19 protein-coding genes, 1 tRNA gene and 1 riboswitch are annotated in these 22,350 nt (G+C 36.5%); of the genes, 19 read left to right on the top strand and 1 reads right to left on the bottom strand.

Annotation, left to right across the window (positions count from 1 at the left end; translation table 11 throughout):
- The first annotated feature begins 246 nt into the window (after window positions 1–246).
- The gene (locus tag acsn021_RS19885) at window positions 247–1,953 is read left to right on the top strand and encodes a S8 family serine peptidase (RefSeq protein ID WP_184093269.1); all 1,707 of its coding nucleotides are present in this window, start codon (window positions 247–249) and stop codon (window positions 1,951–1,953) included.
- 141 nt (window positions 1,954–2,094) lie between these two features.
- Here acsn021_RS19885 and acsn021_RS19880 read toward each other — a convergent pair whose 3' ends face one another.
- A complete protein-coding gene (locus acsn021_RS19880; RefSeq protein WP_184093268.1) occupies window positions 2,095–2,544 on the bottom strand; it encodes an acyl-CoA thioesterase in 450 nt (149 codons plus the stop codon).
- Between the two features lie 271 nt (window positions 2,545–2,815).
- On the opposite strand from acsn021_RS19880, the gene acsn021_RS19875 reads away from it, so the two are divergent.
- From acsn021_RS19875 to cobM, 18 genes are all read left to right on the top strand, one after another.
- Window positions 2,816–2,887 (top strand) — tRNA-Gln (locus tag acsn021_RS19875).
- A gap of 318 nt (window positions 2,888–3,205) precedes the next feature.
- On the top strand, window positions 3,206–4,135 hold the full coding sequence (locus acsn021_RS19870) for an FkbM family methyltransferase (RefSeq protein WP_184093267.1): 930 nt from the start codon (window positions 3,206–3,208) through the stop codon (window positions 4,133–4,135).
- A 292-nt stretch (window positions 4,136–4,427) separates the two neighbouring features.
- Complete coding sequence (locus acsn021_RS19865) at window positions 4,428–5,108, top strand: rhamnogalacturonan acetylesterase (RefSeq protein WP_184093266.1); 681 nt, start codon at window positions 4,428–4,430, stop codon at window positions 5,106–5,108.
- A gap of 109 nt (window positions 5,109–5,217) precedes the next feature.
- Window positions 5,218–7,449: a helix-turn-helix domain-containing protein gene (locus acsn021_RS19860; protein ID WP_184093265.1), complete on the top strand. Its 2,232-nt coding sequence runs from the start codon at window positions 5,218–5,220 to the stop codon at window positions 7,447–7,449.
- Between the two features lie 593 nt (window positions 7,450–8,042).
- The gene (locus tag acsn021_RS19855) at window positions 8,043–8,978 is read left to right on the top strand and encodes an ABC transporter permease (RefSeq protein WP_184093264.1); all 936 of its coding nucleotides are present in this window, start codon (window positions 8,043–8,045) and stop codon (window positions 8,976–8,978) included.
- Window positions 8,978–9,847, top strand: coding sequence for a carbohydrate ABC transporter permease (locus acsn021_RS19850; protein ID WP_184093263.1), 870 nt, complete (start codon window positions 8,978–8,980; stop codon window positions 9,845–9,847). Before acsn021_RS19855 ends, acsn021_RS19850 begins: the two co-directional genes overlap by 1 nt.
- Window positions 9,848–9,883: 36 nt before the next feature.
- A complete protein-coding gene (locus acsn021_RS19845; protein WP_184093262.1) occupies window positions 9,884–11,362 on the top strand; it encodes an extracellular solute-binding protein in 1,479 nt (492 codons plus the stop codon).
- Between the two features lie 267 nt (window positions 11,363–11,629).
- A complete protein-coding gene (locus acsn021_RS19840; protein ID WP_243167894.1) occupies window positions 11,630–12,754 on the top strand; it encodes a glycoside hydrolase family 88/105 protein in 1,125 nt (374 codons plus the stop codon).
- 58 nt (window positions 12,755–12,812) lie between these two features.
- Window positions 12,813–14,366 (top strand): glycoside hydrolase family 28 protein, encoded by a 1,554-nt coding sequence (locus acsn021_RS19835; protein ID WP_184093261.1) that lies wholly within the window; start codon window positions 12,813–12,815, stop codon window positions 14,364–14,366.
- Between the two features lie 169 nt (window positions 14,367–14,535).
- Window positions 14,536–15,192, top strand: a complete 657-nt coding sequence (locus tag acsn021_RS19830; RefSeq protein ID WP_184093260.1) for a hypothetical protein — start codon at window positions 14,536–14,538, stop codon at window positions 15,190–15,192.
- Window positions 15,193–15,499: 307 nt separating this feature from the next.
- Window positions 15,500–15,732, top strand: a riboswitch (cobalamin riboswitch).
- 188 nt (window positions 15,733–15,920) lie between these two features.
- On the top strand, window positions 15,921–16,676 hold the full coding sequence (locus acsn021_RS19825; RefSeq protein ID WP_184093259.1) for an energy-coupling factor ABC transporter permease: 756 nt from the start codon (window positions 15,921–15,923) through the stop codon (window positions 16,674–16,676).
- Window positions 16,673–16,966, top strand: coding sequence for an energy-coupling factor ABC transporter substrate-binding protein (locus acsn021_RS19820; protein ID WP_184093258.1), 294 nt, complete (start codon window positions 16,673–16,675; stop codon window positions 16,964–16,966). The genes acsn021_RS19825 and acsn021_RS19820 overlap by 4 nt, the downstream gene beginning before the upstream one ends.
- A 4-nt stretch (window positions 16,967–16,970) precedes the next feature.
- Complete coding sequence (gene cbiQ, locus acsn021_RS19815) at window positions 16,971–17,747, top strand: cobalt ECF transporter T component CbiQ (protein WP_184093257.1); 777 nt, start codon at window positions 16,971–16,973, stop codon at window positions 17,745–17,747.
- Entirely contained in the window at window positions 17,744–18,589 is an 846-nt protein-coding gene (locus tag acsn021_RS19810) for an energy-coupling factor ABC transporter ATP-binding protein (RefSeq protein WP_243167893.1), read from the top strand. Before cbiQ ends, acsn021_RS19810 begins: the two co-directional genes overlap by 4 nt.
- A 202-nt stretch (window positions 18,590–18,791) precedes the next feature.
- On the top strand, window positions 18,792–19,622 hold the full coding sequence (locus acsn021_RS19805; protein ID WP_184093255.1) for a sirohydrochlorin cobaltochelatase: 831 nt from the start codon (window positions 18,792–18,794) through the stop codon (window positions 19,620–19,622).
- A 58-nt stretch (window positions 19,623–19,680) separates the two neighbouring features.
- Window positions 19,681–20,355: a precorrin-2 C(20)-methyltransferase gene (gene cobI, locus acsn021_RS19800; protein ID WP_184093254.1), complete on the top strand. Its 675-nt coding sequence runs from the start codon at window positions 19,681–19,683 to the stop codon at window positions 20,353–20,355.
- A 45-nt stretch (window positions 20,356–20,400) separates the two neighbouring features.
- Window positions 20,401–21,558 carry a cobalt-precorrin-5B (C(1))-methyltransferase CbiD gene (cbiD, locus tag acsn021_RS19795; protein ID WP_243182307.1) on the top strand — a complete coding sequence of 386 codons (1,158 nt, stop codon included), beginning with the start codon at window positions 20,401–20,403 and terminating at the stop codon, window positions 21,556–21,558.
- 25 nt (window positions 21,559–21,583) lie between these two features.
- On the top strand, window positions 21,584–22,348 hold the full coding sequence (cobM, locus tag acsn021_RS19790) for a precorrin-4 C(11)-methyltransferase (RefSeq protein ID WP_184093252.1): 765 nt from the start codon (window positions 21,584–21,586) through the stop codon (window positions 22,346–22,348).
- Window positions 22,349–22,350 lie beyond the last annotated feature (2 nt).

Raw genomic sequence — 22,350 nt, 5'->3', positions numbered from 1 at the left:
TATCATGGCTTATTCATTGCAATCTAAATTCATTATAGGTTATAAGAATAGAAAGAGGGAAGTGCTCCAACTATATTATTATAACATGAGGTCGGTGGGACCACAATAAATATACCAATCATTTACATAACCTTTACAGTAAGTTTTAACGCTTTGACGATAGAAATTAGGGGCAACTTAAGGGCTAAAAGAATATTCACAGGTAGCTATCATATACTTAAATAAACTATTTTAGAGGATGAAACTATGGACCCTATTTGCAGCGAGTGGATTATAGGTGAGGAATACAGTGATTTCATAGTTGAATATAGAAGATATCCTGAGGAATTAGCAATTACCCCTAATATATGCTATAACTATATAAATGATTCTTATGCGGCGGTTTATACACCTACCGAACTCCTGCCAGACAATTTAATTCAAACTTTTGGCTATAGTGTTTACCCTAATTTGTACGGACTTATGGATACCGGCAGTCTAGAGGCCTCCGGTGTTATCAGAACAAGGAATATACCAAGTCTTGATTTAAATGGACAGGGAGTTCTGATTGGGATTGTAGACACTGGAATTGATTATGCACATGAGGCATTTTTAAATGCTGACGGTACCACAAAAGTTATTTCCATTTGGGATCAAACCATACAGACCGGCCCAGCTCCTGAGAATTACTATTATGGAACAGTATATAGCAGAGAGCAAATTAATGAAGCATTGGCAAGTGAAACGCCCTTAGGAGTTGTACCTTCAACGGATGAAAATGGGCATGGTACATTTTTGGCCGGTATTGCTGCCGGTTCACCAAATATTCAGAATGATTTCTCAGGTGTGGTCCCCTTTGCGGAGATTGTAGTAGTTAAATTAAAGCAGGCAAAACAGAATATAAGGAGGGTATTTCAAGTACCACCAGATGCAGTGAGTTTTCAGGAAAATGATATAATGTTTGGTGTGAGGTACCTAGTCGAGGTAGCACGAAGTTTGTCCAGGCCTATATCCATATGTGTGGGACTTGGAACCTCTGGCGGTTCCCATGACGGAAGAGGGGGACTGAGCATGTATTTGTCTTATCTGGCAGACCAGGCCGGAATTGCAATGGTGATTGCTGCCGGGAATGAAGGAAACTCCGGACATCATTACAGTGGGACAATAGTTCGCGGAGATCAGTCAGATACGGTAGAATTGAGGGTTGGTCCAAATGTCTCTGGGTTTGCTATGGAATTATGGGGGAATGCACCAGCTACATTTTCCATTGATATTTTATCACCAACAGGAGAATACATACCAAGAATTCCTGCCAGAATAGGGGAAACAAGAGAGATTCGGTTTATATTTGAAGATACGGTAATTAACATAGATTATTTGCTATTAGAATCCCAGACAGGGGATCAGTTGATATTTATAAGGTTTCAAAATCCTACAGAGGGTATATGGAGATTTAAGGTATATTCAAGAGGTGACTTATCCTCTAGTTTTGATATCTGGCTTCCTTCAACGGATTACCTAAGTACAGAGACACATTTTTTGGAGCCGGATCCATACTCTACCATAACCTCTCCCGGAAATGGAAGTGTACCAATAATCATAACAGCCTATGACTATACGAATAACAGTCTTTATATTAGTGCCAGCAGGGGTTATACAAGAACCGGCAATATCAGTCCTAATTTGGCCGCGCCGGGTGTAAATATAATTGGACCTGAGCCTGGTAATACCTATGCCACACGTTCCGGTACCAGCATTGCAGCGGCTCATACAGCAGGAATTGCCGCCATGTTGCTAGAATGGGGAATCTCCTCAGGATACTATTCTCAATTAGACAGTGTGGAAATAAAGAACCTTCTAATCCGCGGAGCCAGAAGAGATCCAAATAATACCTACCCTAATAGGGATTGGGGCTATGGAATATTGGATATTTATAATACTTTTAACAGTTTACGAGGTGAGACCCAATTATAACTGAAGAAAATATAAAATTGAAGGGAATTTAAGATTAAAGGAAATATAAGATTAATGAAAATAGGTTAATAGAGTATAAAGCATACAAAAGGGCTGGATATCTATCATTGTATATTTGATAGCTATATCCGACCCTTTAGATTAGTTCTTAGCCCAATATAATAATATATCATAAATATCTCTAAAATACTTTTTCATATTCACAGGTTTCATATCTTTTGTAACAAAACAATGGGTTGATGCCCCAGTGGTCCTTATAGTATTTGTAGCAGCATCTAGAATCTGGTAGCTGATTTGCATTTTAACTCCGTTAAAAGTTTCAATGACAGGAATAATTTTTACGGTTTCATTAAATCGAACGGAATATTTATACTCACAATTTACACTTAAAACAGGAATCAAAATACCCAGTTCTTCTAATCCGTTGTAATTTAAATGAATCTGGTTGAGATAATCAAGACGTGCCTCTTCAAACCACCGAATATAATTTGAATGGTGTATAATGCCCATCTGGTCAGTTTCATAGTACATTGCTGTTCTTATATATGGTTTTAAAGTTATTTTGTCTTCTGTTGTAATTAGTGAGTCCATCTTTTACCCCTTTATGAGTTTGAAAACTTATGTTCGTGTTAATAAAAGCCTTAAAAAATATTGTAGCATTTCAATGTGAATAATACAAGTTAAAATAAGGAATACTGCTAATATAGGAATTAATGGATTAATATTACTATATTAGTAACATTTAATGAAAAAAAGATAATAAAAATTATAAATTATTAAATTAGTACTTGCATTATCCGTACATATGAGTTATAATATCATTCGTGGCTGATAAATAGCTTGTCTCCACAGAATAAAATAGTGGGCTATCGCCAAACGGTAAGGCACTGGACTCTGACTCCAGCATCTCAAGGTTCGAATCCTTGTAGCCCAGTTAAAACCCCTTGATTTTCAAGGGGTTTTTCATTACCAAATATAAACTTTGATTATAGAAGGCACTAGTTTCTACCATTAATATTAGGTGAACGAATGCTTTGTTTTACGTTTAAGAATGATATTTTAATATAAAGTGCATTATGTATTTAAGAAGTGGATGTAAATGTAATAAATCTAGTAAGGAACCAAGTATAAAATTTAGTATTCTGCAAGTTATTTATCAATTACAATCCCCTATCGGAATATAATAAACAATTATAGGCTGAAAGTTAGTAAAACATGAATAAAAGTTTTACTAAGAAAGGGAAATATAAACATGATATCTGCAATGCTGAAAAAAATAATTCAAAAATATTCTTTTATTCGAATATTACTTTATCCAGCCATTACTTTTAGGCGGTTATTTATCAAAAAGCATTTGAAGCAACAGGTTCAAAAACAACTTGTTAATAACCTGTGTGAGTTAGTTGGAATGGATTTAGTTATAACAGTACCTGATTTTCAAGGAAAATTTATCATATGCCCCAGAAGTGATATATTTCTTCGAATATTATCTACGAAAGTCTATGAACCGGAGCTGGTAAAATTATCACTACAATTTTTGGATGGGAAAAAGGATGTAATTGACGTAGGGGCTAACATTGGTTTTTATTCTGTTTTATTTGCAAAAAATTTGTCAAGTAATAACAGAGTAATAGCCATAGAACCGACAAAGGAAGGGATTAAACGACTTAGGTATAATCTACTACTAAATGAAGTGAACCAAACGGTGGAGGTGTTCGAGGGTGCTGCTTCTAATAATAATATGGATGCATTGCTTGAAACCATAGAGGGGAAAGAAGAGTATTCAAGCCTGGGGGATATCAAATATCCAGGTCTAGAGAATGAAAGAGTTATAAAGGATAAAGTGAAATGCATTACCTTGGATTCATTGGTAAAAGAAAAACAATTGAGTCCAGGCTTTCTTAAGATAGATGTAGAGGGAAGTGAATATTTAGTGCTGCAAGGTGCTCGGAATACTTTATCTACTTTTAGGCCAGTTATACTGTCTGAAGTATGTGAAGAATATCTACAGAAAAGTGGTACCTCCGTCAAAGCTGTAATACAGTTTATACAATCCTGTAAATATGATGTATTTGATGTAAGCAGTCCCCTATCACCGATAAGCAGGAAGACTGCTAAGTATCCGGTATCGACTAATATTTTATGTATACCCAAAGAATTCAAAAGAAAATCCTTACAATAAAACATATTAAATTATGGAACATAGAAGCCAAGTATTATTAACACAGGGATATGAATTTCTATAGTTCTGTACATTTTGTTAACTATTCCATTAGAGTAAGGCTTGAATTTCAATGTGTTATACAGGGATAATCATAAAAAGTAAGTAAAAATTGTATACTTTAACAGATAAGGACCATCTAATACCATGGTCCTTTTGACTTTTAATCTTGAAATAATTAATAAAATAGGTTACACTAGTTTAAGTAAAATGTAAACACTTACAAGACAAAATCAATAAGAGGATGAAAAAGATGAGCAGACATATTTATTGGGCAGGAGATTCCACTGTTAAACATAACAGAATTAATACCTATCCGCAGAATGGAATTGGACAAGTATTTAACTTATATCTAAAACCTGAGATTACCGTTTGTAATCATGCCGAAAATGGAAGAAGTACAAAAAGTTTTCTTGATGAAAAAAGACTCGAGGGTATCTTAGATACTCTGGCAAAAGATGATTTTCTCTTCATTCAGTTTGGTCACAATGATGAAAAAGAGGATGTAAAAAGACATACAGACCCTTTTGGCAGTTTTCAAGAGAATTTAAAAATCTTTATCCAGGAGGCAAAAAATAAGGGTGCTCATCCTGTATTAATTACACCAGTCTATAGAAGACTGTTTGATGAAGATGGAAGTCTAAAAGAACTGGTTCATATGGACTATCCAAAAGCAATGCTTGCCCTTGGAGAAGAACTGAATGTGCCGGTAATAGATTTATGTGAAAGCAGCAGACAGCTTTTGAAAGCAACTGGAGATGAAGGAAGTAAAAAGTGGTTTATGAATTTTGGAGCCTCTGAATATAATAATTATCCGGAAGGATTAAATGATAATACGCATTTACGATATGAAGGTGCCGTTATTATGGCAGGGCTGATAGCTGATGGACTTAAAAAGCTTGGGGGTATTTACGAAGATTTACTTCTTAGCTAATGCACTAAACTCATAGCATAATGAAATCAGTGTTACAGGGTAAATGTGCAACTGGGGGTTTCATTTACTTGTTACTATTGAAATTATAAACGGGGTATAGTGAAGTTTTATGAAAAAATTAAAAGAAATATATATGCATAACTCAATCGTACAGTTTATTGTTTCTTATGTTCTCGTTATGCTGTTGCCCTTGATGATATGTAGTATCGGTGCACAGATTTCCTTTCGAGTTGTAGAAGAAGATGTTAAGACATCCAAGATGAATATATTAAATCATAGTAAGAGTGTTATCGACAGTAACTTAAAGCAGATTCATACCCTTGCACTTCAAGTGTCTAGGAATGAAAAGGTTCAGAAGGTAGCAGAAAACAATCATAATACAAGTGCAGATTTTTATCTGAATGCAAAGGATGCAATTAACCAGATTGAGAATATAATTAAGTTTAAAACGGCCAATCTATTAAAGAATCTGGCTGTATATTATCAAAGAAGCGACTACTATATGGTAGACGGCTCACTCTATCAGGGAGAGTTTTATTACAATAAAATATTAAAAAGTAATACCTTAGGACTTGCTGAGTGGAAAAGACTTTATGGAGGGACGGTTTACTCGAAGGCTTTTTATCAGATGGATGAAGGATATTTTCAATGGATACAGCCTATTATTGGTGATGACGGGCTACCTCTAGATGGTGGTGTTATCTGTAATCTGGATATGTCCTATTTTAATAGTCTTTTTATAGATACTGACAATAATGTTGGGTTATTTATTCAGGAGGAAAACGGTAACATACTTTATTCTGTAAATCAGGGGGTAAGTGTACCGGATTTTTCAGAACTTACCTTAAGCGGTAAACAAGGATTTATTGATATTGGCGATGATATGCTTATTTATACTACTTCCGAACTGGATGGCTGGAAGTATATTATGGTAGTAGAGCAAAAACAGGTCATGCAAAGGCTGAACCAGCTAAAGTTTAACGAATATCTTCTTATATTATTGGCAGTAGGAATCGGTATCGGTCTTGCCTGCTATACCAGCATTCGTCAGGGAAAACCTATTAATGAAATTTTTAATGTTTATATACCCGATACAGATATAGAACGAAATTTTAAAAATCTGGGCGGTATGGTATCTGAAATTGTAACAGATAACCGTCAGTTAATGGAAGAGATTGAAAAGGAAAAGCCATTGCTTCGATATGCCTTTCTCTATAAGTTAGTTCGTGGAGAATTTTCCAGTGAACGTGAACTCACGATGCTGGCAAATAAAGTAAATTGTAAGGTGGATGCTAATTCCTATCGGGTTATGGCTTTCCGCCTTTTTGGTAACAATGATTTTTATGAAACAGATTCTCAGACACTTGAAGAGGTTCAAATTATTTTTCACTATCTGCAATCGAAGCTTAAAAACTATATCAAGGAAGATGTTTGGTTTTATGAAATTGATTATTTGACGCAGCTTGTGATTCTGCCTTGCTATGGGGCGGAATTGAAACCGGATGACATTGTTTCTTATGTAAGAGAAGATATTACCAGAGAATATAAGGTCAATCCTCTTTGGGGCGTCAGTAATAACTGTACGGATATTTTGGAGCTTTGGAGAGCCTGCGAGGAGTCAAAGGCAGCATTAGCTTTTACTTCTGAAACCAAGAATCTGGTGTACTATAACGATATTATGACAGAACAGACAGGTTTTTACTATCCTGAATTGTTTGAAGAGAGATTAGTCAGCAGTGTACAATCCGGTGATAGTGTTCACATTAGAAATCTCTTGGAGTTATCCAGAAAAGAGAACTTTGAGCTAAGAAAACTTACCAGAGGCAAATTCTTAAAGTTAAATAACAGATTCAGTAATACTTTGATTAAGCTGGAAAAATCAGAAGAAATTATGGATGGTATAGATGCTTTGAATAATTTTGCCATACATTATGGAGAAGAACCCAGTGAAAATTATTATGAGCTGTTATATCAGATATTTACTTCTGCCAGTACCGAATTACAGCAATATAAAATCAGTAAAAGAACCAGACTGACTGAAAAAATTAAATCCTATGTTGATAAAAACTATGAAGACTCTAATTTAGGGTTGGCAATGGTGGGAACTGAATTTAATATATCAGAGGGTTATGTTTCTACATTATTTAAGGAACAGGCAGGTGTAAATTTTGCAGATTATGTTGAAAAACTGCGAATAGATAAAGCTTGTGAACTGTTAAGAGATGATAAACTGACCATTGTACAAATTTCGGAGCAGGTAGGCTATAATAGCATACAATCCTTCCGCAGAGCTTTTAAAAAGGTAAAGGGTGTTAGTCCGAGTAAATTAAGAGAAAGATAATATAAGAGCTTTTGTAAAACAGAAATGGAAGAAGCGCAGTCTGCTTCTTATCATTAGTTTTACAGAAGCTTTTCTAATTTTCTTGGATAAAAATATTCTTATTCAGCATGTAATAGGAGTTAGTATGTAAGGTATCATTTTTAGAAATTTATTTTAGTTATGATAGGAATTGTTCAATTTTACCAATTCAGATAAAACGATATAATGCATGACATTTTAGCAGTGGTTATCGATTATTATCTTTTAAAAGACATAAAAAGTGTGAAGATAAGAAAAAGTATAACTTATGCATTGTATTGGTTAGAAGTTGTAAGAAAGATATTATATTGTCAAACAGTTTGTAAAAAATATGAATTGATGACTGGTAATTGATGTGATATTTTACCAATGGAGAGCGAATATAAGACTTAAAAATATGTTCTTTTTAGCTATTTTAATTAAAAAATGGTTCCTTTTTAGAATTCTAATAGAAATATGTGCTATGAATTCGTAATACTGTATCTTTTTTATTTTCCGTAACAATGTTAAATTAATAACGTTGAATCGGTCGGTTATTTCCCGTCTGATAAATAAAGGAAAGGAAGGTACATCAAATGGCAAGGAAAACAACAGCCATTTCCGCGATACCCACGAAGAAGGTTCCGTTAAAAAAACGGCTTTACAAGTACCGCTATTTCTATGTAATGTTTATACCGGTATTTTTATTGTTTATGATATTTAATTATATACCGATGATTGGTATTTTTATCTCTTTCTTTGACTGGGGATTGTTTGGAGCAAATGAGTTTGTCGGACTGGATAATTTTAAAGCACTATTTTCGAGTAATCTATTTTGGCGGGCTTTCCGTAATACATTATTCTTAAGTTTTGTCAATCTGATATTAAGTATGATTTTTTCTGTAGGATTGGCAGTTATCCTGGATGACTTAATCGGGAAAAAATTTAAAAAATTTGCACAAACCGTACTTTATATCCCTCATTTCTTGTCTTGGGTTGTAGTAGCTTCTATATTTACTATGTTTTTATCTCCTCAGGATGGTGTTATTAATAAGGTGATTGAGGCATTTGGCGGAGATTCCATTTATTTTATGGTTGATAAAAACTGGTGGACAGTCATTTTCTTATTAATAAACCGTTGGAAAGAAACCGGATGGGGAACGATTATCTTTATTGCGGCCTTAACCGGTGTCGATCAGGAAATGTATGAAGCAGCAAAAATTGATGGAGCAACCAGAATACAACGTATTCTATATATTACATTGCCTTCCATTCAAAATACAATATTAGTTGTATTTGTTCTGAATCTTGCTAAGGTATTAAATATCTTTGAACCGATATTTGTACTTTATAACAGTTCAGTATTAAGTGTATCAGATGTTATCGGAACCTACGTGTATCGTATGGGTATTATCAACCAGGATTACGGTATGTCAACGGCAGCAGGTTTATTTAAATCAGTAGTATCCCTTGTTCTGGTTAGTATGTCTAACCGCATTAGTAAAAAGGTAAAAGGGGAGGGTATCATATAATGGATGATAAGTTTTCCTTTAAGTCTGGTCATAGAGCCAGAGCAGTTTATTTAATATTTGCCTATATATTTTTAATTATACTTATGATTTGTATGATTGTACCTATTATAAAGGTTATTGTGGATTCTTTGGATCCGACAGCAACTTATGGTATTAATTTATGGCCGAAAAAGATTGATCTTGTAGCTTATAAGCACATACTTAATACAAAATCTTTATACCGTCCGTTTTTTGTATCGGTACTTACGACAGTAGTCGGAACCTTTGTGGGACTTTTAATTGTAACCGTAACGGCTTATGTTATTACACAAAAGGATATGCCGGGACAGAAGTTAATCGTTAAATTAATACTTTTTACCATGATGTTTAATGGTGGTTTGATTCCTACTTATTTAACAGTACAGGCTTTTGGTTTAATGGATTCGATTTGGGCAGTTATTTTACCCCTGACCTTAAGTGCATACAATATTATCTTAATGAAGAGCTTTTTTGAATCTATACCGGGTACATTATTTGAGGCAGCAGAAATTGATGGCTGTACGCCAATCGGAATTTTTCTGAAAATTATACTTCCGTTATCAAAACCGGCTTTAGCCTCCATCGGCTTATTTATAGCTGTAACTATGTGGAATGATTTCTTCCACTTTCAGATTTATATTACCGATCCACTGTGGCAGAACTTCCAGTTAAAGCTGCGTGAAATGATTTTAAGTGAATCACAGGTAGGTACTCCGACTACATCTGCCATGTCAGCAGAAATGTTAAAGAGTGCAATTGTAGTAGTAGTTATTACACCATTCTTAGTGATTTATCCCTTTGTACAAAAGTACTTTGTCAAAGGTGTTACAATTGGGGCTGTAAAAGGGTAACCTATAGCGATATAATATTATTTAGGAGGAATAAGTATGAAAAGAAAGTTAGTAAAAACAATGGCATTGGGGTTAACAGTTGCCATGCTTGGCTCAGCTTTTACAGGCTGTAGCAAGAAAAATGATACTCCAAGTAGTAATGAGAATCCATCAACAACGGGAACAGCTCAATCAGAAGAGGTTGCAAAACCAAGTAACCTTAAATTTATGATTAATGTTGGTATATCTTTAGACGATGGTGCATTAAAATGGAAAGAAGAATTTGAAAGATTAACAAGCATAAAGCTTGATTATAATGGTCCTACAGCAACGAATGATTATTATACTAATCTGGATTTATCCTTCTCCTCTAAAAAATCACCAGACGTATTTAGCGTAGGTGGGGATAAACTTCCTTTTTATGCGGCACAGGGTGCGCTTGCTGATTTAACAGATTTATATAAAAACTCTGAAGTATTATCTAAGATAGATCCTGCTTTAATGGATTCTGTAACGATTAATGGTAAAATCTATGGTATTCCTTTAGAAGCCGGCGGTGGTACTATCACTTATGTAAGACAGGATTGGTTAGATGAGTTAGGATTAGAAGCACCTAAGAACTATGACGAGTTTATTGATATGTTACGTGCTTTTAAAGAAAAATACCCAGATAAGATTCCTTATACAGCACCTTCTTTATACGAAAATGAAGCAGTTATTTACTTAAGAGAATTCTACCAGGATGCAACACCTGAATTTACTCAGGTTGACGGTAAATGGGTAGATGGTATGTCTCAGGAAAATATGAAGGCGGCTCTTCAGAGATTACAGGATGCATACAAAGAAGGTTTAATTGACCAAGAAATTATTACTAACACAACAGCTACATGCCGTGATAAATGGTATGCCGGAGATATCGGTGTATTCAACTACTGGGTAGGAACTTGGGCTCAGAACTTAGAAAACCGTGTACAGGCTAATGTACCAGAAGCAAAAATATTACAGCTTCCTTCTATTGAAGAAACAAAATATTTACAGCGTGTACCTGCAGTAGTAGCTATTTCTAGCCAAAGTAAAAATATCGAAGGTGCGTTCAAATACTTTATTGAATACATGCATGATGGTGGTGAAGGACAGGTATTATTCCAGAGTGGTGTAGAAAATCTACACTGGAAACAAGAAGGGGATAAATTAATCCAGCTTCCTAAGCTTTCCAAACCTGAAGAAGTTGCTGAAAAAGCATTCGTTTCTCCTTTCTATGCTGTAACACCACTTAACACAAATGACAAGAACATTGATTATGATGCAAGAGTTAATTCAAGTATTGATATATTAAAGGCAGATAATGCACAGTTAACAATCACTCCATTATCTAAATCTTATGCAAAAATCAGCTCTGACTTAATCGCATTAAAATCTTCTACCATTTCTGAAATCGTTATGGGTAAAACAACTGTGGAAGATGGTCTTGCAAAATATGCACAAGAAGCAGCAAACCTTGGTCTTGATACAGTTATTGGAGAATTAAATCAGTAATACTATAAATCGCATATTTAAACTATTATAACGACATTTGTCCGGATTTGGGCTAATGCTGGTACAATTCAGCTTTTGTACTGTTGATAAGACAGAGAGGTGCAAAAGCTGAATTTGTATTATGTATATGCCATGAAAATCTTGGACAGATGCCTTTATGCTATGTAAAGGCATAGAACAGAGCATTGTAAGATGCAAAAAAAATTTAAAAAACAAAAATCTGTAGTACAATTTTCTTATAATAATAAAGGAAATAATTATAATAGAATGGATAATAGAAAGGCTGACATTATGAACCAGGAAAAAATCAAAGAATATCTGAAATATTATCTCGATCATTTTACCAGTGCTAAGAAAAAAAAATGGAATTATGAGGATGGCTGTGTATTGCTGGGTGTTATCCAGATTTATAAAACACTTAAGGAGCCCTATCTGAAAGACTTTGTTATAGACTATTTAGAAGAGTATATTACAGAGGATGGAACAATCCTTTTTTATGATAAAGAAATGTATAATATAGATTGTATCTGTACCGGCAGGGCTTTGTTCTTCGCTTATGAGGAAACTGAAAACGTAAAATATCTAAACGCAATTGGAAAACTTAAGGAACAGATTGCGTCTCATCCAAGAACCAAGTCGGGTAATTTCTGGCATAAAAAGATATATCCTAACCAGGTATGGCTGGACGGGCTTTTTATGGCACAGCCTTTCTATATAATGTGGGAGACTAAACTTGGAAAAAAAGAAAATTATGCGGATATCGTAAACCAGTTTAAGAATGTAAGAACGTTCTTATTTGATGAAGAGAAAAAACTGTATTATCATGGATATGATGAGACAAAAAGCATGCCTTGGGCAGATGCTAAGACAGGCCGTTCGGCTAATTTCTGGCTACGTGCTATGGGGTGGTATGTTCTTGCGTTAGTGGATACTATGGAGGAAATGTCAGAACAGATTTTTGAGTATTACAAAGAATTAAGTATCTTGTTTAAAGAAGCCATTCGTGGACTGCTTCCCTTTATGGACAATGAAACGAATCTATTTTATCAGGTAATTGACAAGCCATCCGTGAAGGAGAATTATCTGGAGACATCTGGCTCGGCCATGATTGCAGCAGCTATTTTAAAAGCCTGCCGTTTAAAAGTACTATTGGCTGAAAAATACCAGCACATTGGTAATGATATTCTGAATTCTCTTGTAGATATGAAGCTGACAAAAGAAGGAGATAAGCCAGTGTTAAAAGATATCTGCCAAATGGCAGGGCTTGGACCTGGACAGGACAGAGACGGAAGTGTAGAATATTATTTATCTGAACCTATAGTCATGGATGACCATAAAGGAACAGGTGCATTTTTTATGGCCTATGGACAATGGCTTTTATTACAAAGTTAAATACAAATACGGACATTGGGCGTGAAGTAATACTAAACATACGGAACTGGAGGAAGAAATGGACATTCAAGTAATATATCAAGGGATAAGAAATATTGTTTTTGAGCTTCAAAAAGAAGGGGTTTACGAGACTACTGAATACGAGGTATTTTTAAATAATGAACCTGTACTAAAAAGCTCAAAAATAGTAGAATCCATATATGGGTTAAAACCGGATACCAGCTACACCCTTTATTTAAAAAGAGGGGAAGAACGCTCGGGGGAAATCACCTTCACAACAGTAAAGGAGTCATTTACCTTAAATGTAAAGGATTTTGGTGCAAAAGGCGATGGCATAAAAGATGATACGCAGTTTATCCAGGCAGCCATCTGCTCCTGCCCGGAGGGAGGAAGAGTTTTTGTCCCGAAAGGAATTTATAAGATTACCAGCATCTTTTTGAAGAGCAATCTTGTGCTAGAAATAGGTAAAGGTGCAATTTTATCAGCATTAACAGACAGAGGGTTATTCCCGGTTTTACCCGGGCTTATTGAAAGCTATGATGAAACGCAGGAGTATAATTTAGGAAGCTGGGAAGGAAATCCTTTAGACAGTTTTGCATCTATTCTAACGGGAATTAAGGCGGAAAATGTTGTAATCTGCGGAGAGGGAACAATTGACGGTTGTGCCGGATTTGATAACTGGTGGAAAAATCCCAAAGATAAAAATATTGCTTTTCGTCCTCGTATGATATTTTTAAATCATTGCAGGAATGTTACAGTTACTGGAATTACGGTACAAAATTCCCCGGCTTGGAATATTCATCCTTATTTTTCACAGGATTTAAGATTCTTAGATATTAAAGTCTTAGGGCCGGCTAATTCTCATAATACCGATGGTTTGGATCCGGAATCTTGTGAAAATGTAGAGATTGCCGGTTGCTATTTTTCAGTCGGTGATGATTGTATTGCTGTTAAATCAGGGAAGATATATATGGGTCGTAAATTTAAAGTATCATCAAAGGGTATCCATATCCGCCAGTCCTTAATGCAGGATGGTCACGGTGCAATCACTTTAGGAAGTGAGATAGCGGCTGGTGTTTATGATTTTAGTGTGACAGATTGTATTTTCAGAGATACAGACAGAGGTTTAAGAGTTAAGACCCGTAGAGGTCGTGGAAATGACTCCGTACTTGATAACATACTTTTTGAAAATATTAAAATGGATCATGTAAAAGCGCCCTTTGTTGTAAATAGTTTTTATTTTTGTGATCCAGATGGTAAAAGTCAATATGTGTCCTCTAAGGAGAAGCTCCCGGTAGATGACAGGACCCCAAGTATTAAAAGTCTTATATTTAAAAATATCCAGTGTGAGAACAGTCATTATGCCGGTGCTTATGTATATGGTCTGCCGGAGAAGAAAATTGAATCACTGGTGATGGAAAATGTAAGTATCTCCTATGCAGAAAATGCTACAACGGGAGTAGCTGCCATGATGATTGGGTGTGAACCAACCTGTAGACAGGGTATTTACTTGAATAATATTCAGAAGGTAGTTCTAAAGAATGTAACGGTAACCGGATGTACAGGAGAAGCTGTAGAATGCCAAGAAGTAGATGAACTTAAACGGTTTTAAAGGATGTGTTTATTATTAGGATAGGTTGAACCAAGCCCCATAGCTTACTGTAGTATGCCGTTATAATGCAGCATATATAGTAAGCTAGGGGTTTCTTTCATTTAGGATACTTGAAATTCCCGTAAAATTGGTATAAACTTAGGCACAACAATAGTATCGGAGGAATGACATGACAGATAAAGAACTTGCAGAAAAATATGCACCCCATTTGTATTTTGACAGGATGGAACCATTCCGACTGGAGTATATAGGATATCAAGTTATCCGCTCTTCCATGAGAAGCCCTTCTTTTAAAAGAGATATATGGGTTAACAAGGATAAAGCTTCCTTTGTCATTGAATATCAGTTGTACTTTGACTATGATATTCAGCATATGTACGATTTAGAGCATTTCTGGGTATATGTTGATAACAAAGGGAAAGTTTGCGATGGAGAAGCAAGTGCTCATGGGCGGATCTTAAATTGTTTTCAGTATTTAAAGAAACTGGAAGAAGATACACATATTCCTTTGTATGTGCAGCCTGGTAAACATGCATTATTACCAGAAAGTGAATTGTTTAAGCTTTTTAGTGATTATAAATCTGCTTGCCAAGAATTTGCAGGGTTGGACGGTTTACTGATTGCGGATATGTTTCAAGGGAAAATTATGAAGAATAAGTATATCCATTATAAGGTTTGTGAGTATATCAGAGAGAAATATTCCTTTGCGCCCTCAATGGATTTTTACATAATACCCTATGATAGGGAATATATTCCCTGGACAGAGCTTTGCGAAATAATACCAAGAAGAATTAATACTTTATTGGAGGAATTAAATCTTTTATAGTCTGTTTGATAAAGATAATCTGGTTTGCTAGACAAAAAAAGTTAGAGTATATTAACCTTTATAACAGATTCTTATTCTTGCAAATATTTTTAACAGGGTTGAAAGAGTCTTAATGAGTGGGAACTTAATCCATATGTGCCGCCTCTGACGGGATTTCGAGGTGTACTTCATCTGGCAACCTTATGTTTCAGCCTATAATGACGGAATAAGGCAAAATGCTGAACAATATGTATAATAAAAGGGAATTATATGTATGTAATTAACGAATCAAGTTGACAGAATATCTGCAAAATGCTACACTTTAAATGACAATTGAATATAAAAAGGTGCTTGTAGCGATGTAGCTGACAAGATAATAGGGAAATGGGTGAGAAGCCCACACGGTCCCGCCGCTGTAAAGGAAGAGTAACCTCCAAAAGTTCATAGAAAAAGCCGGTTTTGCTTTTAAATATGAATTGATGAATCACTGTCGAAGATGGGAAGAGATGGAGACTATGTAGATGCCTGAGTCAGAAGACCTGCCTTTTTATATGTATATTACCTAAGTTACGGACGATGGCTTTGGTAATCCTATATTGTAACCGCAACTTGCGGGGAATACTTTAAAGTATGTGCTGCAACAATTAAAAAGTATTCTAAGTTACCTTCCAAGTAAAATTCGTCCATGACATGGAAAAATTTTACTATGGAAGGTTTTTTATTTAAAGTGCAGCAGAGAGGAGATATCATTGAACGTTAAACAAAAAAGAATTATTGGGTTATTGGCAGTTTTTGCAGCAGTATTTTCTGTTGCACCTGCGGCAAAGGCAATGCACATTATGGAGGGATATCTGCCGGTAAAATACTGCATTGCATGGGGGATTCTATGTATTCCTTTTTTGGCGGCCGGTTTCTTTTCCCTAAAGAAAACAGTAGCTGACCATCGAAAAGCAATCATTATTTTATCTATGTGCGGTGCTTATGCTTTTGTGCTTTCTGCATTAAAAATCCCATCAGTAACAGGAAGCAGTTCCCATCCTACAGGAACCGGACTGGGCGCGATTTTATTTGGTCCAAGTGTCATGAGTATCCTTGGTATTCTGGTGTTATTATTTCAGGCAGTTTTACTAGCACATGGAGGACTTACTACCTTAGGTGCTAATACTTTTTCCATGGCTATTGCTGGTCCTTTTATATCCTATGGAATCTATAAACTTGCAACAAAATGTAAGGTAAATCGTTTAGTGGCAGTATTTATGGCTGCATCAATCGGGAATCTGGCTACCTATTGTATCACTTCCCTGCAATTAGCGCTGGCTTATCCTTCACAAACAGGAGGAATGTTTGAATCTCTTGTTAAATTTATGGGAATCTTCGCAGTTACCCAGGTACCGATTGCAATTATCGAGGGAATTATAACTGCCATGGTAGTTTCTGCTTTGGAAACCTATGCAAAACCGGAGCTTTCTGAAATAGGCTTTTTAAGAGGAGGGCAAAAGGCATGAAAATAAAAACAGCAGTAGTTTTACTGATAGTATGTGTAGTGATTGCAGTCGTTCCTCTTATGTTGATCAAGGACTCTGAATTTGGAGGGGCAGATGATGCAGCTTCTGAAACTATCAGTCAGATATTAGAAGTAGAGGAATATACACCTTGGGCGTCCCCAGTATATGAGCCGCCCGGTGGCGAAACAGAGTCTTTGCTGTTCTGTCTGCAAGCAGCTCTTGGAGCAGGTGTCTTCGGATTTGGAATCGGTGTTTTGAAGGAGAGGAAAAAAAGCCGAAAGGAAGCTTAAGGGAATGTTATACATAGATAAATTATCATATTCGTCCGCATTACGCAGTACAAGTCCTTATGTGAAAGCTATTTTTGCTGTTAGCACTCTTTTATTCTGCGTCCTATTACATTCCTATATGTTTTCCCTGCTTGTGATTTTATTAATGGGAGGTCTCACTGTGTTTTTAAGTGGGGCTTCTCTTACCTATTACGGAAGATTGCTTCGTATGCCTCTAGCTTTTTTGTTACTTGGTACCGTAACGATAGTGTTCTCATTTACTAAAGATACAGAGGCTACAGGAATAATTCATATCATGGGGTACACGCTTGTAGCTACAAAAGCTGCCTTATTGTATGGGTTGAATTTAATACTAACCGCCTTGGGAGCGGTGTCCTGCCTGTACTTTTTGATTCTATCAACACCCTTTACAGATTTGCTGTTGGTACTGAAGGCGGTTCATTGCCCGGAAATACTATTAGAGTTATTGTTATTAATATACCGCTTTATTTTTCTGTTATATGATATGGGTGAGAAATTAGATTGTGCAGTAAAAAGCAGATTGGGCAACAGAAGTTTAAAAACAGCAATTCCCGCGGTGGCGGGAGTATTTCAGATGTTGTTTATTGGCTCCATAAGGAAATCATTAAAACTCTATGATGCCATGGAATCCCGGTGTTATGATGGAAAAATACAGGTACTTACCAAGAAATATACTACTTCTGTAAAAGAAATCAGTCTTTTAGTGCTATGGGAAATTAGCATGGTTATAATATGTTTGCTGCAAAGGAGAATATTTTGAGTATTTTATCAATTGAACATATATCCTATTCTTATGAGGATGGTACTAAAGCACTAAAAGATGTTAGTTTTTCCGTAGAACCAGGTGAAAAGACAGCTTTTATCGGAGCCAATGGTTCCGGTAAATCCACCACCTTTTTATGTTTGAATGGGATATTAAAACCTCAAGCCGGAAGGATATTATATAAGGATAAACCCATATCCTATTCGAAAAAGGAATTACTTAGCTTAAGGAGTAAAGTTGGAATCGTATTCCAGGAACCGGACAATCAGTTATTTGCTGCAAGTGTAGTTCAGGAGATATCATTTGGTTTGTTTAATATGAAACTGCCAAGATGTGAAATAGAAAAAAAGGTAGAAGCAATAGTGGACTATATGGGGATTACCCCTTTTGCACAAAAACCCGTACACCTTCTTAGCGGTGGGCAGAAAAAGCAGGTTGCTTTAGCGGATATACTGGTTATGGAGCCGGAGGTATTATTAATGGATGAGCCGGTTTCTGCTCTTGATCCCGTACATACGGTAATGCTTCATGAAAAAATTACAGAACTCCCCAAGGAGGGAATTACTATTATTGTTTCCACCCATGATTTAGATTTTGCGCTGCAATGGGCAGATAAAATTGTAGTGTTTCATCAGGGCTTAATTCTAAAGAGTGGTTCTCCAGAGGAAATTTTTATGGACAAAGAGTTACTTGTACAGGCGGAATTGATACAACCAAAAGTAATCGAATTGTACACGGAATTAACAGAACGGGGCGTGCTGCGGGAAAACCTGCCAGTTCCTAAGGATTTTCAAATATTAAAAAATTATATGATAGAGGCTTACTATGCAAAGATATAAAGAATTCTTAAACCTTTATCAGACACTGCATGTTAGCAATTGTCTTAAGCAGGATTACAACTTAAGCGAAGAGAAACAAAGGACATTATAAGATAATATGGAAAGGAAAGGGTTTCTGTTATAGTTTATTCTTATACAGCTTTAAACAAGTCTATTACAGCAGCCCCTATCCCGATTCGGATGGGATAGTAAAGGTAATATTATGAATAAGAAAGCAATTTTAGTGGTTAGCTTTGGCACCAGTCATCAAGATACCAGAGAGCGGACCATAGATGAGATAGAAAAAAGTATGGAGCAGGCTTTTCCTTCGTATAACATATACCGTGCATTTACCAGTAAGATGATTATACAGATATTAAAGAAAAGAGATAATCTTTTTATACCGACAGTAACAGAAGCTATGGAGCAGATGTATAAAGCAGGTATTGAAGAAGTAATTATCCAGCCAACGCATATATTAAATGGAATTGAAAATGACTGTATGATTGAAGAAGTGAAACAATACCTTTCATACTTTCGTTCCGTAAAATTAGGAGCTCCGCTTTTAACAGAGACAGAGGATTATGAAGCGGTTATAAAGGGACTTGCAGCAGAAGTAGATAGATTGAACATAGAGAATACGAATGAGGATGAAGCAGTTGTATTTATGGGACATGGATCGGATCATTATTCTAATACCAGTTATACCGCGCTTCAATATATGCTGTGGGATTTCGATTATAGGGATATTTATGTGGCTACGGTAGAAGCCTACCCCTATCTGGATACCATTATTAAGCATTTAAAGGGAAAGAAATACCGTAAAATCACTCTAATGCCTTTTATGATTGTTGCTGGTGACCATGCTAGGAATGATATGGCGGGAGAAGAGGAAGATTCCTGGAAGGTTATATTAGAAAAAGAAGGTTACGAAGTGGAATGTCTCTTAAAGGGATTGGGAGAATATTCATGTATCCGCGAACAACTTATCAGCCATGCTAAGGAGGCAGTGGAGTTAAAGCAGTCTCTCAAAGTAAAGCAGACAGTAGAATAAGGCAGTCAGTAAGTAACAAAGTAGATAAAAAGAAGAGAAACCCATTAGGAGGTAGCATATGTCAGTATTATATGGAGTTGGTGTAGGGCCAGGAGACCCTGAGCTGTTAACCTTAAAAGCATTGAGAGTAATCAAGGAAAGCGATATGATAGCGATTCCGGCAGAAGATAAAGCCTCCTGTACGGCTTATAATATTGTAAAGCAGGCATTACCGGAAATAGAAGACAAACCTTGTCTTTTTATTGTAATGCCAATGACAAAGGATAAGAGTATACTGGAAGAATACCATGACAAAGGAGCCGGTATGCTGAAGGATGAACTTGAGGCCGGAAAGAAGATTGCTTTTCTCACCTTAGGAGACCCCACGGTATATTCAACTTATATGTACTTGCATAAAAGGTTAATCACAGAAGGATATGAAGCAGAGGTTATAAGCGGTATCCCTTCTTTTTGTGCTGTAGCGGCAAGATTAGCGGATAGCCTGGCAGAAAATTCGGAAAAGCTACATATTATACCTGGGTCTTACTCACTTGAAACAGCTCTAAGTTTATCCGGTACCAAAGTTTTTATGAAAACCGGCAAAAAGCTGAAAGAGTTAAAGCAGCAGTTAAAGGAATACGGCTTGCAGGCTTCTATGGTGGAGAATTGCGGTATGGAGGGGGAGAAGGTGTATCGTTCTTTGGAAGAGATACCAGAAGAAGCCGGTTATTTTTCTCTTCTGATAGTAAAGTAGTTAAAAGCCTCATATACAATTGAACTAGAAAAAATGCAGGTTTTTGTGCCGCCTTTTGCGGCAGAAGGAGAGGCAGTTATTTTTGAACAATATATATTTAAAGAAAATAAAAAATTAAGATGCGGTTATACAACCGGTTCCTGTGCAACAGCCGCCGCTAAAGCGGCCGCCCTAACGTTACTGACCGGGCGGGAGGCTGCTGAGGTTACCATTGACACACCAAAAGGAATCCGTTTGACTCTTGAAGTTAAAGAGTTAACAAGAACGGAGGAGGAAGTTACCTGTGCCATTAAGAAGGATGCGGGCGATGATGTAGATGTTACACATGGTATACTGATTTTTGCAACAGTAAGGAAAGTCAGGCAGGGAATCTTAATAGATGGCGGTACAGGAGTAGGCAGAGTTACAAAGCAAGGACTTGATCAGCCGGTTGGTGCGGCCGCTATAAACCGTGTTCCAAGACAGATGATAGAACATGAAGTTTTGAAAGTATGTGACGAAGCAGATTATGAGGGAGGACTTGAAGTAATTATTTCTATACCAAAGGGAGAAGCCCTTGCCAAAAAGACTTTTAACCCAAGACTGGGCATTACAGGCGGTATATCCATCTTAGGTACAAGTGGTATTGTTGAACCAATGAGTGAAGCAGCTCTGGTTGAAACCATACGGGCAGAAATGAGGATGCTTTCCTTAGCAGGTAAGAAATATCTGGCTGCCACACCGGGAAATTATGGGGAAGCCTATGCAGGAAGTACTCTTAAGCTTCAGGGGGAGTATACGGTAAAGTGCAGTAATTTTATTGGAGAAACCATAGATATGGCGTATGAATGTGAATTAGAAGGACTGCTGTTAGTAGGACATATCGGCAAATTTGTAAAGTTAGCCGGAGGTGTAATGAATACCCATTCCAAATTTGCTGACTGCCGTTTGGAACTTCTATGTACCTGTTGCTTGCTGGCCGGTGGTGCACAGGAACTGCTGGAACAGATACTAGCTTGCGTAACAACAGATGAAGCCCTAGATAGTATAAAGAATGCGGGTATACTCACGAAAACCATGGATATTTTAATGGAAAAGATAGAATACCATATCAAACACCGAGCATATGAAGGCCTAAAAATTGGTGCGGTTGTATTCTCCAATACGCACGGTTTTTTAGGGCAGACCAAAGAAGCATCATATTTAATAGAGAGATTAAAATAACATTTTATAGAAGATAGGAGTTGCTATGGTACATTTTGTAGGCGCCGGATGCGGTGCGGTGGATTTAATTACCGTTAGAGGACAAAGATTGTTAGAGCAGGCAGATGTGGTTATATATGCCGGTTCTCTTGTAAATCCTCAATTACTGGAATACACAAAAGCAGGTTGTCAGATATATAATAGTGCGGTTATGGCATTACCGGAAATACTAAAAGTCATGATTGATATGGAGAAGCAGGGAAAACAGGTGGTACGTTTGCATACTGGAGATCCCAGCATATATGGAGCCATTAGAGAGCAAATGGATGCGCTTAAGGAAGCAGGAGTGGAGTATGAGGTATGCCCCGGAGTCAGCAGTCTGTTTGGAGCTGCTGCTGCCCTTAAGGCAGAATATACCCTGCCGGAGGTATCTCAGACCGTTATTATTACAAGAATGGCAGGAAGAACAGGAGTACCTGAAAAAGAACAGATATCTTTGTTAGCAAGTCATCAGGCTACGATGGTTATATTTTTAAGTACCGGTCTGTTAGATTCTTTAAAAGAGGAATTGCTATCAGGAGGATATAAAGAAAATACTCCCTGTGCCATTGTATATAAGGCCACCTGGCCAGAGGAAGTTGTAGTGCGGGGAATCCTTAAAGAGTTACCGGAGCTTGCCATGAAAAATAACATTACCAAAACTGCTTTAATTGTTGTAGGGGAGTTTCTTGGCAAGGACTATGAACTTTCTAAGTTATATGACCCTGCCTTTGAAACGGAGTTTCGCAAAGCAAGTACAAAAGAGGTATAGAA

The organism is Anaerocolumna cellulosilytica (genome assembly GCF_014218335.1).
Lineage (GTDB): Bacteria > Bacillota > Clostridia > Lachnospirales > Lachnospiraceae > Anaerocolumna > Anaerocolumna cellulosilytica.
The sequence above is the reverse complement of the archived record's forward strand: the minus strand, read 5'-3'. Positions and strand labels throughout refer to the sequence as shown.

Coding starts and splice junctions, on each gene's coding strand:
- acsn021_RS19885 (WP_184093269.1), top strand. CDS start 247: ATGGACCCTATTTGCAGCGAGTGGATTATAGGTGAGGAATACAGTGAT.
- acsn021_RS19880 (WP_184093268.1), bottom strand. CDS start 2,544: ATGGACTCACTAATTACAACAGAAGACAAAATAACTTTAAAACCATAT.
- acsn021_RS19870 (WP_184093267.1), top strand. CDS start 3,206: ATGATATCTGCAATGCTGAAAAAAATAATTCAAAAATATTCTTTTATT.
- acsn021_RS19865 (WP_184093266.1), top strand. CDS start 4,428: ATGAGCAGACATATTTATTGGGCAGGAGATTCCACTGTTAAACATAAC.
- acsn021_RS19860 (WP_184093265.1), top strand. CDS start 5,218: ATGAAAAAATTAAAAGAAATATATATGCATAACTCAATCGTACAGTTT.
- acsn021_RS19855 (WP_184093264.1), top strand. CDS start 8,043: ATGGCAAGGAAAACAACAGCCATTTCCGCGATACCCACGAAGAAGGTT.
- acsn021_RS19850 (WP_184093263.1), top strand. CDS start 8,978: ATGGATGATAAGTTTTCCTTTAAGTCTGGTCATAGAGCCAGAGCAGTT.
- acsn021_RS19845 (WP_184093262.1), top strand. CDS start 9,884: ATGAAAAGAAAGTTAGTAAAAACAATGGCATTGGGGTTAACAGTTGCC.
- acsn021_RS19840 (WP_243167894.1), top strand. CDS start 11,630: ATGGATAATAGAAAGGCTGACATTATGAACCAGGAAAAAATCAAAGAA.
- acsn021_RS19835 (WP_184093261.1), top strand. CDS start 12,813: ATGGACATTCAAGTAATATATCAAGGGATAAGAAATATTGTTTTTGAG.
- acsn021_RS19830 (WP_184093260.1), top strand. CDS start 14,536: ATGACAGATAAAGAACTTGCAGAAAAATATGCACCCCATTTGTATTTT.
- acsn021_RS19820 (WP_184093258.1), top strand. CDS start 16,673: ATGAAAATAAAAACAGCAGTAGTTTTACTGATAGTATGTGTAGTGATT.
- cbiQ (WP_184093257.1), top strand. CDS start 16,971: ATGTTATACATAGATAAATTATCATATTCGTCCGCATTACGCAGTACA.
- acsn021_RS19805 (WP_184093255.1), top strand. CDS start 18,792: ATGAATAAGAAAGCAATTTTAGTGGTTAGCTTTGGCACCAGTCATCAA.
- cobI (WP_184093254.1), top strand. CDS start 19,681: ATGTCAGTATTATATGGAGTTGGTGTAGGGCCAGGAGACCCTGAGCTG.
- cobM (WP_184093252.1), top strand. CDS start 21,584: ATGGTACATTTTGTAGGCGCCGGATGCGGTGCGGTGGATTTAATTACC.